Below are 13,608 nucleotides of genomic sequence, written 5' to 3'. Positions count from 1 at the left end.
AGATCGTCATGGCTGAGAAATTCGATCCGGCGCCGCATGACAAATACGCCGAAGGCGTACGGGAAGCGGCGAGGGCAGATCGCAGGACGAGTGAAGACCTGAAGGCCGGCTTGAATGACACCTTTCCGGCATCGGATCCGGTAAGTGCCACGCAGCCCGACAAGTCGAAGCATGATGCCAATCAGGATCCATCGCTGTGGGACAGAATTACCGGCGTCTTCAAATCTTGAGTGCCGTCGTATTGGCCGCAAGGTTCAGTTAACCAACACGGCGCACGATAGTCTCAGGCGAGTCGCTTTGCAGGAGACTGGCGTTGACGACGGTGTTGGTTGAAGACGGCTTTGAGGTCGGAATGCCCGCGCAATCCCGGCGCGGTGAAGTGTTTACGATCCATGCGACACGTGACGACCGGAGCCTGACCACGCACCGGATCATTCCGGACATCGCCGTCGCACAGGCGCGGCAATTGACCGACGCCGGCTGGCGCGTTCACATCTCTGGATTGGGCGGACGCGAGTTCAAACCGTCCGAATTCTACCAGTTGCTCGATCACAAGCGGATCGGTTGAGGGCGAGTGTGCAACCCTGCCATTGCGATGGCGGGGTGTTCTGCGACAGCGAACGTGCTAGCTTGGCGTAATAGCTTTGTTCGCAAATAATCTTAAGACGTTCATCCAAGCCCATGAAAAGTATCGCTCTTGGCGCCGTTCTGGCGGCCGGAATCATCGGCGTGTTCCCCGCCAATGCGCGGTCCTCACGCACGGATCAGATGTTGAAACTCGATCCGGTGACCCGCATCGAGCAGCGCTGTGATGCGCGTGCGATGGGCATCGTCGGCCGGGAACACAAGGGCTATCGACCCGACGAATTCGTCGCTTACGCCTTTGCCGACCCTGTGATCCGTGGAACCCAGATCAAGGCGCCAGGCGGGGCGATACGCTCCTCCGGCAAGTGGTACAGGCTAGCCTATGTCTGCGAGACGTCGCCGGACGGTCTGGACATCAAGTCGTTCAGCTACCAGCTCGGCGCGGAAGTGCCGCGTGGCGAATGGGACACGCATTACCTCGTGCCGCGGTGACGTCGGCACCTACAGGTTCACGACCTGCTGGGTCTTGAAGAACCGTTCCGAGATCGCTGTCAGCAGTTCCGTACTGTCCGAGCTTTCCAGATTTGATCTTGCACACAGCAACGCCTTGAGCGGCGGAAGCGGCGGCAGGTAATATTCCTGCGCCCAAACGAGCGGCTCCGGAATCATGCGCTTTGGGATCGCGGCAATGCCGATACCGGCTTCGACCGCCGCCAGCTTCGCGTGATAGTCGGGACTGTTGAATACGATCTTGTAGGCGAGGCCGTGCCGCGTCAGCGTGCGGATCATCAGGTCGTCCCCTGGCCAGGTCAGCAGCGGAACTGGCGCCCCCGGGCTCAGCACGAAATCCCTGGCGCGGACCCAGACAAATTCCTCATCCATTTCATTGACGATAAGATGCGAGATCTCGCCGGTCATCTGCGGATTTTCGAAGATGTAGGCGATGTCGATATAGCCGTCGATCAGCCCCTTGGTGATACCGACGGAATTGTCGGTGTGGATGATCACGTCGGCGAGTTTGCCGGTGCCTTGCTGGCTCAGGAACTGACGGACGAACAGCGTGCTCAGCCCGAGCCGGACCGGTTGCGGCAGATGCGCAGCGCCGCCGATCCGCAGCATCTGGTCATTGGCGTCAAGGAGGCGGCGGGCCTGATGCAGCACCAGTTTGCCGAGTTGCGTGGCCGTCGTCCCCTGGGACGTCTTTGTGAAAAGCGCGCCGCCGACCAGCCCCTGAATGCGCTTGATCTGGGAGCTGACGGCCGGCTGGCTCAGTCCCAGGCGCTCGGCCGCCTTGGTCAGGCTACCTGTTTCGGAGATTGCCACCACGGTGCGGACGATCTCGATCGGGATGTTAAGCGGCTGATATCGCTTGTGCATGCCATGCCTCCCGAACACCGATTCAATGGCGGTATAAAAATCTACAGTTGTACTGCTTTGGTTCACAATCAAGGAATTTATTGATTCGATGCCACACTGCGCGAAAAACCTTACCGCCAGGTCGTGTGGCATCTAGATTTTCAACCTCAGGTGAGGTACCTCCATACGGCCCTGATTCCTTGGTCGGGTAAATGTCTTCTTGAGCAATTACAGGTTGTCATTCCGGAGCTTTCGGACAAGCCAAATATGGCACCGGGAGCGAAAGCCCTAGCCGGTTTCGGAGACCAGATATGCCGTCCAGACGCAGAGCGTATCTCAACGACAATATCAGAACCGAGCACCTCAAATGCTCGAACTGTCGGACTCAGTCGTTCCTGGTGAAGATCGAGCCTGATGGCAGCGGAGGTGAGGTCCGGACCTTCGTATGCCCGCATTGCGAAGCGCGGCGGTTGCTGCGGCTCACGCCGCCGAAGAGGGCGCTCGGCGCATTATTTATGGCCGAAGAGGTTAGATGCTGAGGACGGGAGGCTTCGACGCCCCGATCTGCTATGCGCTTGAAGATTTGTTAACCGCGACTCACTGACGCTCGCTATCGAGTATCATGCAATCGCGGGAGCCCATGTTGGCCACATTCGAGACGACATCTTACGCGCAGATGCGCCGCTGCCGGATGGCGCATCTCCACGGCGAGATGATCGACGAGCGTTTCAGCGAAGCGTCCGACAGCGCTTATGTCGGTGGCTACGTGCATTCCGTGCGTCCCGATCTGACCTGCTGGCCGCTGCGCTGGACCGTAACGGTCGAAACCTTCCCTGTGGCGGGGCGCCCCCTGGCTCTCGCAGGCTGACGATTCTCAAGACGAGATTCAGATCTCAAGACGAGAGGCAGCGATCGTCAGTATTTGGCAAATGGCGGGCCGCTGAAATGATAGTTGAGACCACCGCGCAGCGTGTTGGTCTTCAGATCGACGTCCTGAGCGACCAGTCCATTGACCGCGCCTGCTCCCGAGAGGACCGGCGTCGTCACCGATTGCTTGCCGAAATCCGCATAGAGATATTCGACCTTGGCAGTCCAGTTCTGGGTGAAGGCATGCTCGATGCCGGCACCGGCGACCCAGCCAAACTTGGTTTTACCAAAACCCGCACTGGCGCTTTGGCCGGTCGTGTCGGAATAGGACGACGCGAAATTGAGGTCGGTCAGAGCGAGACCGCCCGTCACATAGAACAGGGTCCGATCGACGGCATAGCCGGCCCGCGGGCGGAGCGTAGCCATCCAGTCACTGGTTACGGACGCCGTTGTCGCAAATGCGCCGCCGGCCGGGAAGGCGGCCGTTGCGTTACGGTTCTGGCGCAGGCCGGTATAGCTCGCATCGGCTTCGATACCGAACAGCCAGCGATCGACCTGGTGATTATAGCCGATCTGTCCGCCACCGCTGAAACCGGTCGGGCTCAACTGCGGCGAGGTCGCGGTAAATATCTGCTGATTGGCGATCGGGGTCGTGCCATTGACGAAGGCGTTGCCGACATTGCTCGTGCCCCAGGCGGCGCCAATCTGTCCGCCGGCATACCAGCCGCCCCAATTATATGTGGGATCGGAGATGGACGGCGCCTTGGTGACAAGGCGTGACGGCAGGTCGGCCGCCGTGGCTGGCGCCACGCCGGACATCGCCATGAGCAATGCCAATCCAAGCCGTCTCATCGAGAACCTTCGTCCGCCGAGAATTCGGCGATTAAGAAAATCCTAGCGAGTCTTGGCGGCTGAAGCTGTCACCAGGCGGCAACAGCAGCGGAACAATACCTGAGTGTGGTTTATGAGTTGGCCGGCCTATAGCGGCTGTGGCCAGTAGCGACCTGGATCTCAGTCGCAGGCTCGGGCGGTGACATTATCACACCGGAGCTGAGTTGGTTTTGCGCGGCCTGATATCAGCGGACGCCGCGCATGCGGCGTCGGTCGCGCAGACCGGAATCAGAAGCGGGCGCGGAAGCCGTCGTAGGCGTGAGCAACGAGGATGCTTGCGCTGAGTACGCCGAACAGTGCGGTGACGGTATCGATCATGGTCGTGGTCCTTATCCCCCGCGGCGACCAAACGTCACGAGAGGCCGCACAGTCAAAGATATTCACGCGGTCATTTTCATTCAGTGGCGCGGTGATGCGCGGCTGCAACATCCATGCGCGCTAAACCGTGGCACCATCTTGCAGATTCCTTGGCCTGCATGTGGCGTCAGCTGCGCGCAAGCCGGTGAAACAGAGAGATGCCGCTATCAGGCCCAATGGTTTGGTAGTTAAAGCCAGTGGCTTCCGTGCCGACAAGGTGCCCGCGGGGGTGCCCCGAGGCCGGTACAGGATCGACGACAAGAGGCGTGGGGAAGCTCAGTGGCTGATAGTTACGGGAATGAGATCAATGTCGGGCCACCGCCGGAGACGCTGCGGAAGCGGCGGTCGTTTGGGGGAATCGGCATTCTGGCCGTCCTGCTCTTGCTCGGCGCAGCTGGCGGGCTGCTCTGGCTCAACCTCGATACCGTCACCGACGCGCTGCACGGTGTGGCCAGCCCGGCATCCAGCAACTCAAATGCGGATGTGCTGGCGAGCGCGTCCGAACCTGCGGTCAGCGCGGCCGATTTCTCAGCTTTCCAGCAGCAGACCGGCAGTTCGATCCAGACGGCAACCGATCTGCTGAAAGCCCAGCAAGCCGAGCTCAAGCGGCTGTCCGACCAGATCCAGGGCTTGACCATGCAGGTGTCCAGCCTGACGACCCGTATGGAACAGGTGCAGCAGGGCCGGGTGCCAGCGCCTGGCGCTGCGGTTGCAGCGCCCGCGACACCGGTCGCTGCTGCGCCGATGGCAGCGGCTCCGCGCCCGGCGCCAACGGCGCCCCGCAAGCGCGCGCCGGCAGATCGGCCGGCAGGCGCCATTTCTGTCGGTGGCGCGCCGCTGCCGAGCGCGCCCGCGCGTTGAGGCGGTCAGGTCAGATTCTTGCGTCGCGCGAGTTCGGCCTCGGTCGGCTGCGCGAATTCGAACGAGCCGGTGACCACTTCGCCCACAGGCGCATAGCGATTGAGGGTGACGCCGGTCGTGCTGGTCCGTGACGACAGCAGCTTCAGCGATGACGGCATCGACGCGTCGCCGAACAGTCGCTTGCCGCGCCCGAGTATGAGCGGGAAGATGAAGGCGTAGATCTCATCGACCGGCCCGTGTTCGAAGAGTGTCTTGAGGAAATCGGTCGATCCCTGGGTGAGCAGGTTTGGTCCATCCTCGTTCTTCAATGCGCGAATCGCCGCCACCGCGTCGGCACCGAGCAGGTGGCTGTTCTGCCAGGTCGCCTTGAAGTCCTGATTGCGTGTCGCGACATATTTGGCGATGCGATCGAACAGTGGCCCGATCGGATCGTCCGGTGGCGCATAAGGCCAGTGCGCGGCGAAGATGTCATAGGTCTTGCGCCCGAGCAGGAGATCGAACGGCGTGCTGAACATCTCGCCAACCATGGCGCCCGCCTCGTCATCGAAATAGGAGGTTGCCCAGCCGCCGAATGTGAAGCCGCCGATCGGATCTTCCTCCGGCCCGCCGGGCGCCTGCATGACGCCATCGAGGCTGATAAAAGCGCCGACGATGAGTTTTCGCATATCCATTCTCCAAGACGTTGGCTGGCATTCCTGTTGAAGACGTCCGGCCCCGCACGATTCCGACTGATGCGGACAAAAAACGAGGACATCGGTGAAGGTCGCTGCGAGCAGGGACGGCTGTCGCAGCCCGGCATATGGATCCGAGGGCGGTTTCCTCCGTATTTCGCTTCCCCCGGAGGCCGGGCTTTGCTAAGCGCTGCCGTCTGGAAAGGTGGCCGAGTGGTTTAAGGCAGCGGTCTTGAAAACCGCCGTGCCTGCAAGGGTACCGTGGGTTCGAATCCCACCCTTTCCGCCACCAGTCAAAAGCTCACTTTCTGCGCCAATATTGCCAAGGCGGCGGGTCGGGGAAGGTGGCTCTGAGGAAATCCAGGAACACGCGGACGCGGTTGCTCAGCAGCCGGCGGCTTTGATAGACCGCGTAGATCGGATGCTCCTCGGGGCATTGATGCTCTGGAAACAGTTCGACCAGTCGCCCTTGAGCGAGATCATCGGCGATCTGCACCTCGATCAGGCGCACGATGCCAAGACCCCGGCGGGCGAATTCGACCAGGACTGACGCTTGGTTCGATCGGATGCGGCTCTTGACCGTCATTGGTGCCGACTGGCCGTCGGCGCCACGCACCGTCCAGGTGCTCGCTGCGATGGACGCATGAAAATTCAGGCAGGCGTGTTGCGCCAGCTCATTCGGGTGCGACGGCGTGCCGTGTTCGGCCAAATAGTCCGGCGATGCGCAGATGATCCAGCGTGTGGTGGTGAAGCGTGTCGCCACCAGCGAGGAGTCGCTGAGATGGCCAACATGGATGGTGACGTCGGTGCCTTCGTCGAGCAGCGGACCGGGATCGATGCGCAGCTGCAATTCGACCTGAAGATCCGGATGGGCGCGGCAGAAGTCGGGGAGCTTTTGCGCCAGCACCGTCTGCCCAAAGATGGGCATCGAGCGAATGCGCAGCGTTTCGCGCCCGAGCATGCCGCTGAAGACGGTGGCGTCGGCTGCTTCCACGGCCTCGATGGCGGCGAGGGCGGCCTGGTAAAAGACCTCGCCCTCCGGCGTCATCACGATGTTGCGGTGCGCGCGGCGGAACAACAGCGCGCCCACCCGCTCTTCCAGGCGCGCCACAAGTTTGCTCACCGCCGATGGCGTGATCGCCAGATTGCGGGCCGCGGCAGAGAAACTGCCATCCTCGGCAGCCCGCACGAACACCAGCATCTCGGTATAGCGGTTCACGTTTTCTCTTGTGACCAAAATTCACATCAGGTTTGAACGATAGAGTATGGAAAGCCATCCGGCAAATCTCTAGCCTTCGATTCAACAGCGCGCGGCGCCATGCTGCCGCGCAGAAAACAAAGCGGGAGATGACCATTGGCCATCGAGGAGAGCGCTGCATCTGCGGCGAATGGAGCATCGCGCCACGCTGTTGACGCGATCATCATCGGCGCCGGTTTTTCCGGCCTCTATCAACTTCACAAATTGCGCGATGATCTCGGCCTGAACGCCGTCGTGCTCGAAAAGGCCGATGGCGTTGGCGGCACCTGGTACTGGAACCGATATCCGGGTGCGCGCTGCGATTCCGAAAGCTATTATTACTGCTACTCCTTTAATAAGGAGATCGAGCAGGAATGGAGCTGGAGCGAGCGCTATCCCGAACATCCCGAGATCCGGAAATATCTGAACTTCGTCGCTGATAAGCTCGATCTGAAGCGTGATATCCGGTTGAACACCGAAGTCACGTCAGCCGCTTTCGACGACGCCACCAACACCTGGACCGTGCAGACGAAGGACGACCAGACCTTCTCGGCGCCGTTTCTGATCACGGCGGTTGGCTGCCTCTCCACGGCCAATGTGCCAAAGATGAAGGGGCTCGAGAGCTTCGAGGGGCAGTGGTATCACACCGGCCTTTGGCCCCATGACGGCGTCGACTTCAAGGGCAAGCGCGTCGGCCAGATTGGTACGGGATCGACCGGCATTCAGGCGGCGCCCGTCATCGCGGAGCAGGCAGGGCACCTCACGGTGTTCCAGCGCACCGCGAATTACAGCATTCCGGCGCGCAATGGCCCGGTGACCGCGGAAGACGTGAAGCACACCCGCGAAAACTACGACGATATCTGGAAGCTCGCGCGTGCTGGCACCAATGGCCATCCCTTCACCATCTCGACCCAGTCGGCACTGGCGGTTTCTGACACAGAGCGTCAGGGCATTTACGAGAAGGCATGGGAGCGCGGCGGCTTGCGTTTCCGGGCGTCGTTCTCGGATGTGCTGCAGAATGCCGATGCCAATCTCACGGCTTCGGACTTCCTCCGCAGCAAGATCAAGGAAGTTGTAAAGGATCCCGCGATCGCAGAAATGCTCACGCCATATGATCACGGCTTTGCCACCAAGCGCCCGCCGATCGACAGCGGTTATTTCGAAACGTTCAACCGGGACAATGTGCTGCTCGTCGATATCAAGGCGGAGCCGATCGTAGAGGTCACGCCGAAGGGCATTCGCACCACCAAGCAGGAATACGAACTCGACATCATCGTCTTTGCTACCGGCTTTGACGCGTTGACCGGACCGCTGGTCAATCTCAACATCAGCGGCAGCCAAGGGTACAAACTGAAGGATGCATGGTCCGCGGGACCGCAGACCTATCTCGGCCTGCAATCGCCGAAATTTCCCAACCTGTTCACCATCACCGGTCCGGGCAGCCCTTCAGTGCTCTGCAACATGCCGATCGCCATCGAGCAGCATGTGGACTGGATCACCGATTGTATCCGCGACATGCGCGCCAAAGGCCTCAAGCGTATCGAGGCGGAGCCCGAGCCTACCGAGAAATGGGTCACGCATGTCAATGAAGCCGCGGATGCCACATTGCTGCCGATGGCCAGCTCGTCCTGGTATCTCGGCGCCAATGTGCCGGGCAAGCCGCGCGTCTTCATGCCCTATGCCGGTGGCTTCGCGCGCTATACTGCGATCTGTAATGACGTTGCGCAGAACGGCTATCGCGGTTTTGCGCTGAGCTGACCGACCGCGAGGTCGTTGCGGCAAATTTACGCGATACTTCTGTAAAGTCCGTTGGACAGCGCTGCGTTCCTGCTGCACGATCTCATGCAGCAGGATGATCGATCCACAACAAGGCAAGGAGACAACGCCATCTGAAACGCGATGCCGATTTGAACTAATAAAATTTGTACCGGCAAAGCCGGACATAAAATCAGGGAGGGTTCAATGACGACAACGACCAAGGGCATTTCACGCCGACGCGTCCTCAAGGGCGCTGGTGCGATGGCAGGCCTCGCCGCATTCAGCACGCCGCATATCGCCGGTGCGCAGGCCAAGGTGATCAGAATTGCGCTGCCGACCATTTTGTCCGGCCGCGTCGCCATTCTCGGCACATCCAGCCGATCCGCGGTGCAACTGGCATTCAATCAGATCAACGAAGCGGGCGGCATCAATGGCCGCAAGTTCGAAGTGATCGATCGCGATTCCAAGGGGCGTCCCGACGAAGCTGCGAAGGTGACGCGCGATCTCGTCAACAATGACGGCTGCGACATCGTCATCGATGGCGAGGCCTCGTCGGGCAGCTTTGCCGTGCATGAGGTGGTGCGCGATCTCGGCATCCTCTGCATCCATACCTGCAGCGAGACATCCTCTCTGACGGCCGATCCCAAGCAGTTCAGCAAGAACGTATTCCGATCCGCACGGCAGGGCATCCACGACGCTGTGGCCGGCGGCAGCTATGCCGCGAAGATCGCCAAGGAGAAGGGCCTCAAGAAGTGGGCGACCTGTTCGCCCGACTATGCCTATGGCCGCGACAATACGTCGGAGTTCCTGCAATATTTTAAACTGTTCGAGCCGTCGATCGAAGTCGTCGATCAGCTATGGCCGAAATTGTTCGCCCCCGATTACACCGAGAGCATCACCAAGCTGATGCAGATCAAGCCGCAGGCCGTTTACTCCGCTCTGTGGGGTGGCGACGTCGTGGCCTTCATCGAGCAGTCGAACCTCTATCGCTTGTTCGCGAACACCGCCTTTTTCTCCGCCGGCGGCATCGGGGATCCCCCGGTTCTCGCTGCGATCAAGAATCTGCCGGCGGGCCTGAACACGGCCTATCGCTATAACAAGGCCTTCCCGGAAGCACCGGAAAACACCGCGTTCAACGATGCCTATGTGAAGGTCGCGCAGCATGAGCCGACCAATTGGGCCTGGCAGAACTACGTCGCCTCGCAATTCATCATCGAGGCCGTCCGCCGGACCAATGGCAACACGGACAGTTCGGCACTGGCGAAGGAAATCGCCGGCATGACGGTGAAGCTGCCCTTCGGCGGCAGCGGCATCACCATGCGCGAGAGCGATCACACGATCATCAATTACCCCGTGGCCTGGGGTAAGACGCTCAGCAAGTCGCCATGGGTCACCGACTATGTCGATACCGAATGGTCGAAGATCCTCGAGATCGAGAAGCAGTGGAAGAAGGAGAAGGGCTACGCCTGACCTTTTTGCGGCGTGATACCGCAACCGGGATCTGCGCGGCTCTCACGCTCCGCCAACATATCCGGTCCGCCATTCGCGGCGGCCGGAGCAGGCTCGCTCCGATCATCGAAGGACTGCCGTCGTGAATCTTGAAGCGCTTTTTTCCTGCCTCTCATCGTCGGCCTGTGCTGTCACGCAGGTCTCGACGGCCCTCATTATCGGCATGTTGCTTTTTATGGTGGCATCCGGCCTGTCGCTGATCTTTGGCGTGCTGGGCGTCATTAATTTCGCCCACGGCGCGTTTTATATGGCCGGCGCCTACATCGCCTATGCGACCTACACGGCGACATCGAGCTTCCTGCTTGCCTTCCTCGCAGGCGCTGCCGGCGTCGGCCTGATCGGTATCATCTTCGAACGCTTCATCATCAGCAGGGTGTATGGCAAGGACATCTTGATGCAGTTGCTGGTCTGTTATGCGGTCATCCTGATCTTCGATGATCTCGTGAAGATCATTGCCGGCCCCGAATACAAGATGATGGGCATGCCGGAGGTCTTTGCGCTGCCGCCGCTGGAATTCCTGGGTGGTTTCGTGCCGGCCTATTACGTCTTCATGATCGTCACCAGTCTCGTCATCGGCACAGGCCTGTGGCTTGCCATCGAGAAAACCCGCATCGGCAAGATCATCCGCGCGCTGGCGATCAATCCGCAGATGGTCGGCGCGCTCGGCATCAATACGACGTTGCTTTATGCGGCGGTGTTCGGTGTCGGCAGTGTACTCGCCGGGATCGCCGGCGCGCTGGCGGCGCCGACGCGCACGCTGACCCCCGGCATGGGCCTGTCGATCCTGATCGAAAGCTTCATCGTCACGGTGATCGGCGGCATGGGGTCGATCGTCGGTGCCTTGATTGCGGCGTTGCTGATCGGATTCACGCGCGCATTCGGCGCAATCGGATTCCCACTGTTCGTTGATGGCATCATGTTCGGCATGATGGCCATCGTGTTGATCGTCAAGCCAAGCGGCCTGCTGGGCCGGGCGGTGGCGCGATGATGAAAGCCGGTTTTCTGCGCGATGCGGCCATCGCGATCGTCGTACTGGCCATTCTGGTGGCGATCCCGTTCATCTTCACCAAGCCGTCGTTGCGCGACTTCCTGATTTATGTGATGGCCTATGGCCTGCTGGCGATGTCGCTGAACCTGCTGGTCGGCCTCACCGGACTGGTCTCGTTCGGCCATGCCGCCTTCTTCGTGTCAGGCGCCTATATGTTCGGCCTGCTGATGCAGTCGGGCAAGGTGTCGATCCCGGTCGCCATACTAATCACGGTGCTCGGCACAGCCGTGCTGGCGCTGGTGATCGGCGCCATCTGCGTGCGTTTGAAGGAGATCTATTTCTCCTTCATCACGCTCGCGTTCCAGATGTTCATCCACTCGATCATCCTGACCTGGGTGAGCCTGACCGGCGGCGACCAGGGCCTGCGCGGCGGCATTCCGCGGCCGCCATTCCTGGGCATCGATCTCAGCAACAGCGTGTCGCTCTATATCTTCTGCGCCGTTGTCTTCGTGATCTGCATCCTCGTCATGCGGCAGGTCTGGCAATCGCCATTTGGCTACACGCTGCGCCTGATCCGCGACAATCCAAATCGCGCCAATTATCTCGGCGTCGACATCATCCGCATGAAGCTCGGCATCTTCATCCTGGCTGGCGCGATGGCCAGCGTGGCCGGCATCCTGCTGTCGCTTTTCGTGTCAGGGGCCTATCCGGAATTCGGCTTCTGGACCACGTCCGGCGAGGCGATCTTCATGATCATGCTCGGCAGTTCGCAGCTCTTCATCGGGCCGATCATCGGCGCCATCCTGCTGCGCCTGCTCGAGCACTTTGTATCGATCTATACCGAGCATCACGGACTGGTGCTTGGCATCGTGATCCTCGCCATCGTACTCGGCCTGCGTCGCGGCGTTGCTGATTTCGTCATGGATTTCATCGAGAGCCGCAAGGCGGCGAAGACGCCTGCGCCGGAAACCGATCAGAAGACGTTCGCCAAAGAGAGGATCGCCTGATGCTCTCGGTGCAAAATCTCGACAAGCGCTTCGGCGGTGTCCATGCCACGCGCAATGTCTCCATCGATTTCCCCGAGGGGTCGCTGACCGCGATCATCGGCCCAAACGGCGCCGGGAAGACGACTTTCTTCAACCTGATCTCGGGCGCCTTCCGCCCCAATTCCGGCAAGGTGATCTTCGACGGACAGGACATCGTCGGCAAATCGAGCCTCGACGTGGTCCGTCTCGGCATGATGCGGGCGTTTCAGGTGGCAGAGATCTTTCCGAGCCTGACGGTGAGTGAGGCCATCACCGCCGCGGTGATCTCGCATCAGCAGAAGTCATGGAGCTTTCTGCGGCGTTTCCCGATCCCGGAAACCAAGGCGCGCAGCGAAGAGATCATCGAGCTGCTGGGCCTGGCCGACAAGGCGCACACGCTGTCGCGAAACCTGTCCCATGGCGATCAGAAGCTGCTCGATATCGGCCTGGCACTCGCAATGGAGCCCAAAGTGCTGCTGCTGGACGAGCCGACCGCCGGCATGGGGCCGGACGAGCGCTGGCGCATGATCGGTAAGGTGCAGCATCTCTGGCAGGTCAAGAAGATGACTGTCCTGTTCATCGAGCACGACATGGATATCGTCTTCAAGATCGCCCAGAAGATCCATGTGCTGAAATACGGCGCCGTGCTGGCAACAGGCACCGCCGACGAGATCCGGCGCAATCAGGATGTCATCGACGCCTATCTCGGCACCGACCATCATCTGTCCGAAGCGGTGGGAGAGGCATGATGGCCGAGCCGTTCCTCCATGTCGAAGCCGCCGACGTTTATTATGGCGCCAGCCAGATCCTGTTCGGCGTCGATCTCGCCGTCGAGCAGGGCCAGACCATGGCGCTGCTCGGCCGCAACGGCGCCGGCAAATCCACCACCTTCAAGATGATCGCCGGCCTGGCGCCCCCACGCCGCGGCAAGGTCGCGCTGGCCGGGCAGGGGCTGGCGGGACGCCCGTCCTACAAGATCGCACGATCCGGCATCGGCTATGTGCCGGAAAATCGTCAGGTGTTTCCCGAACACACCGTCGATGACAATCTCGTTGTCGCCGCCAAGAAAGGCCCGCGCGGCGACAATCACTGGAATCGCCAGCGCATCTATGAGGTGTTTCCGATCCTCGCCACCATGAAGGAGCGGATGGCTGGGCGTCTGTCCGGCGGCGAACAGCAGATGCTGACGATCGCGCGCACGCTCATGGGCAACCCCGATGTGCTGCTGCTCGATGAGCCGAGCGAGGGCCTCGCGCCGATCATCGTGCAGGCCATCGGCGAACTCATCAAGACGTTGCGGGGCATGGGCGTGACCATCCTGCTGGCCGAGCAGAACATGCATTTCTGCCTCGGCATCGCCACCCATGCGACGGTGATCGACAAGGGGCAGATCGTGTATCGCGCCACCATCGATGAGCTCCGGCACAACGAAGAGATCAAGCAGCGCTATCTTGCGGTCTAGTGCCCGCCAGCCATCGCGCCAACAAAAGCAAGAAAGGGAGT

General features: G+C 60.7%; 15 protein-coding genes and 1 tRNA gene. 12 read left to right on the top strand and 4 right to left on the bottom strand.

Annotated features, from left to right (window positions below; all coding sequences use genetic code 11):
- Positions 1-8 precede the first annotated feature (8 nt).
- The 3 genes from AC1RQ5_RS17505 to AC1RQ5_RS17495 all read left to right on the top strand — a co-directional run bounded on the left by AC1RQ5_RS17505 (position 9) and on the right by AC1RQ5_RS17495 (position 1,077).
- Entirely contained in the window at positions 9-230 is a 222-nt protein-coding gene (locus AC1RQ5_RS17505) for a hypothetical protein (protein ID WP_493200612.1), read from the top strand.
- Between the two features lie 83 nt (positions 231-313).
- Complete coding sequence (locus AC1RQ5_RS17500; protein ID WP_398482877.1) at positions 314-568, top strand: hypothetical protein; 255 nt, start codon at positions 314-316, stop codon at positions 566-568.
- Positions 569-681: 113 nt separating this feature from the next.
- On the top strand, positions 682-1,077 hold the full coding sequence (locus AC1RQ5_RS17495) for a DUF930 domain-containing protein (protein ID WP_493200611.1): 396 nt from the start codon (positions 682-684) through the stop codon (positions 1,075-1,077).
- Between the two features lie 9 nt (positions 1,078-1,086).
- Here AC1RQ5_RS17495 and AC1RQ5_RS17490 read toward each other — a convergent pair whose 3' ends face one another.
- Positions 1,087-2,094 (bottom strand): LysR family transcriptional regulator, encoded by a 1,008-nt coding sequence (locus AC1RQ5_RS17490; RefSeq protein WP_398482881.1) that lies wholly within the window; start codon positions 2,092-2,094, stop codon positions 1,087-1,089.
- 490 nt (positions 2,095-2,584) lie between these two features.
- Between AC1RQ5_RS17490 and AC1RQ5_RS17485 the strand changes: the two genes are divergently transcribed.
- Positions 2,585-2,809, top strand: a complete 225-nt coding sequence (locus tag AC1RQ5_RS17485; protein WP_493200609.1) for a hypothetical protein — start codon at positions 2,585-2,587, stop codon at positions 2,807-2,809.
- 47 nt (positions 2,810-2,856) lie between these two features.
- Here the strand turns inward: AC1RQ5_RS17485 and AC1RQ5_RS17480 are convergent, their stop codons facing one another.
- Positions 2,857-3,645: an outer membrane protein gene (locus AC1RQ5_RS17480; protein ID WP_493200608.1), complete on the bottom strand. Its 789-nt coding sequence runs from the start codon at positions 3,643-3,645 to the stop codon at positions 2,857-2,859.
- A 690-nt stretch (positions 3,646-4,335) separates the two neighbouring features.
- On the opposite strand from AC1RQ5_RS17480, the gene AC1RQ5_RS17475 reads away from it, so the two are divergent.
- Positions 4,336-4,917: a hypothetical protein gene (locus tag AC1RQ5_RS17475; RefSeq protein ID WP_493200606.1), complete on the top strand. Its 582-nt coding sequence runs from the start codon at positions 4,336-4,338 to the stop codon at positions 4,915-4,917.
- Positions 4,918-4,922: 5 nt separating this feature from the next.
- Here AC1RQ5_RS17475 and AC1RQ5_RS17470 read toward each other — a convergent pair whose 3' ends face one another.
- On the bottom strand, positions 4,923-5,582 hold the full coding sequence (locus tag AC1RQ5_RS17470) for a dihydrofolate reductase family protein (RefSeq protein WP_493200604.1): 660 nt from the start codon (positions 5,580-5,582) through the stop codon (positions 4,923-4,925).
- A 205-nt stretch (positions 5,583-5,787) separates the two neighbouring features.
- Between AC1RQ5_RS17470 and AC1RQ5_RS17465 the strand changes: the two genes are divergently transcribed.
- Positions 5,788-5,877, top strand: a tRNA-Ser gene (locus AC1RQ5_RS17465).
- A 12-nt stretch (positions 5,878-5,889) separates the two neighbouring features.
- Here the strand turns inward: AC1RQ5_RS17465 and AC1RQ5_RS17460 are convergent.
- Positions 5,890-6,789, bottom strand: coding sequence for a LysR family transcriptional regulator (locus AC1RQ5_RS17460; RefSeq protein WP_493200602.1), 900 nt, complete (start codon positions 6,787-6,789; stop codon positions 5,890-5,892).
- 153 nt (positions 6,790-6,942) lie between these two features.
- Between AC1RQ5_RS17460 and AC1RQ5_RS17455 the strand changes: the two genes are divergently transcribed.
- The 6 genes from AC1RQ5_RS17455 (at position 6,943) to AC1RQ5_RS17430 (ending at position 13,567) form a co-directional block, all read left to right on the top strand.
- On the top strand, positions 6,943-8,583 hold the full coding sequence (locus AC1RQ5_RS17455; RefSeq protein ID WP_493200601.1) for a flavin-containing monooxygenase: 1,641 nt from the start codon (positions 6,943-6,945) through the stop codon (positions 8,581-8,583).
- A gap of 204 nt (positions 8,584-8,787) precedes the next feature.
- Complete coding sequence (locus AC1RQ5_RS17450) at positions 8,788-10,053, top strand: ABC transporter substrate-binding protein (RefSeq protein WP_398482895.1); 1,266 nt, start codon at positions 8,788-8,790, stop codon at positions 10,051-10,053.
- Between the two features lie 121 nt (positions 10,054-10,174).
- The gene (locus tag AC1RQ5_RS17445) at positions 10,175-11,080 is read left to right on the top strand and encodes a branched-chain amino acid ABC transporter permease (protein ID WP_493200600.1); all 906 of its coding nucleotides are present in this window, start codon (positions 10,175-10,177) and stop codon (positions 11,078-11,080) included.
- Entirely contained in the window at positions 11,077-12,087 is a 1,011-nt protein-coding gene (locus AC1RQ5_RS17440) for a branched-chain amino acid ABC transporter permease (protein ID WP_493200598.1), read from the top strand. The genes AC1RQ5_RS17445 and AC1RQ5_RS17440 overlap by 4 nt, the downstream gene beginning before the upstream one ends.
- On the top strand, positions 12,087-12,854 hold the full coding sequence (locus AC1RQ5_RS17435) for an ABC transporter ATP-binding protein (RefSeq protein WP_493200596.1): 768 nt from the start codon (positions 12,087-12,089) through the stop codon (positions 12,852-12,854). The genes AC1RQ5_RS17440 and AC1RQ5_RS17435 overlap by 1 nt, the downstream gene beginning before the upstream one ends.
- Entirely contained in the window at positions 12,854-13,567 is a 714-nt protein-coding gene (locus AC1RQ5_RS17430; RefSeq protein ID WP_398484690.1) for an ABC transporter ATP-binding protein, read from the top strand. The genes AC1RQ5_RS17435 and AC1RQ5_RS17430 overlap by 1 nt, the downstream gene beginning before the upstream one ends.
- Positions 13,568-13,608: the final 41 nt, after the last annotated feature.

It is taken from the genome of Tardiphaga sp. GW821-FHT12E02, from assembly GCF_058807155.1.
Note: the sequence above shows the minus strand (reverse complement) of the source record. Positions and strands in the feature narration are given on the sequence as shown.

What these genes read in the sequence shown, in the direction of transcription:
- AC1RQ5_RS17505 (WP_493200612.1), top strand. Translation starts at nt 9, where the DNA reads ATGGCTGAGAAATTCGATCCGGCGCCGCATGACAAATACGCCGAAGGC.
- AC1RQ5_RS17495 (WP_493200611.1), top strand. Translation starts at nt 682, where the DNA reads ATGAAAAGTATCGCTCTTGGCGCCGTTCTGGCGGCCGGAATCATCGGC.
- AC1RQ5_RS17490 (WP_398482881.1), bottom strand. Translation starts at nt 2,094, where the DNA reads ATGCCACACGACCTGGCGGTAAGGTTTTTCGCGCAGTGTGGCATCGAA.
- AC1RQ5_RS17470 (WP_493200604.1), bottom strand. Translation starts at nt 5,582, where the DNA reads ATGCGAAAACTCATCGTCGGCGCTTTTATCAGCCTCGATGGCGTCATG.
- AC1RQ5_RS17460 (WP_493200602.1), bottom strand. Translation starts at nt 6,789, where the DNA reads ATGCTGGTGTTCGTGCGGGCTGCCGAGGATGGCAGTTTCTCTGCCGCG.
- AC1RQ5_RS17450 (WP_398482895.1), top strand. Translation starts at nt 8,788, where the DNA reads ATGACGACAACGACCAAGGGCATTTCACGCCGACGCGTCCTCAAGGGC.
- AC1RQ5_RS17440 (WP_493200598.1), top strand. Translation starts at nt 11,077, where the DNA reads ATGATGAAAGCCGGTTTTCTGCGCGATGCGGCCATCGCGATCGTCGTA.
- AC1RQ5_RS17435 (WP_493200596.1), top strand. Translation starts at nt 12,087, where the DNA reads ATGCTCTCGGTGCAAAATCTCGACAAGCGCTTCGGCGGTGTCCATGCC.
- AC1RQ5_RS17430 (WP_398484690.1), top strand. Translation starts at nt 12,854, where the DNA reads ATGGCCGAGCCGTTCCTCCATGTCGAAGCCGCCGACGTTTATTATGGC.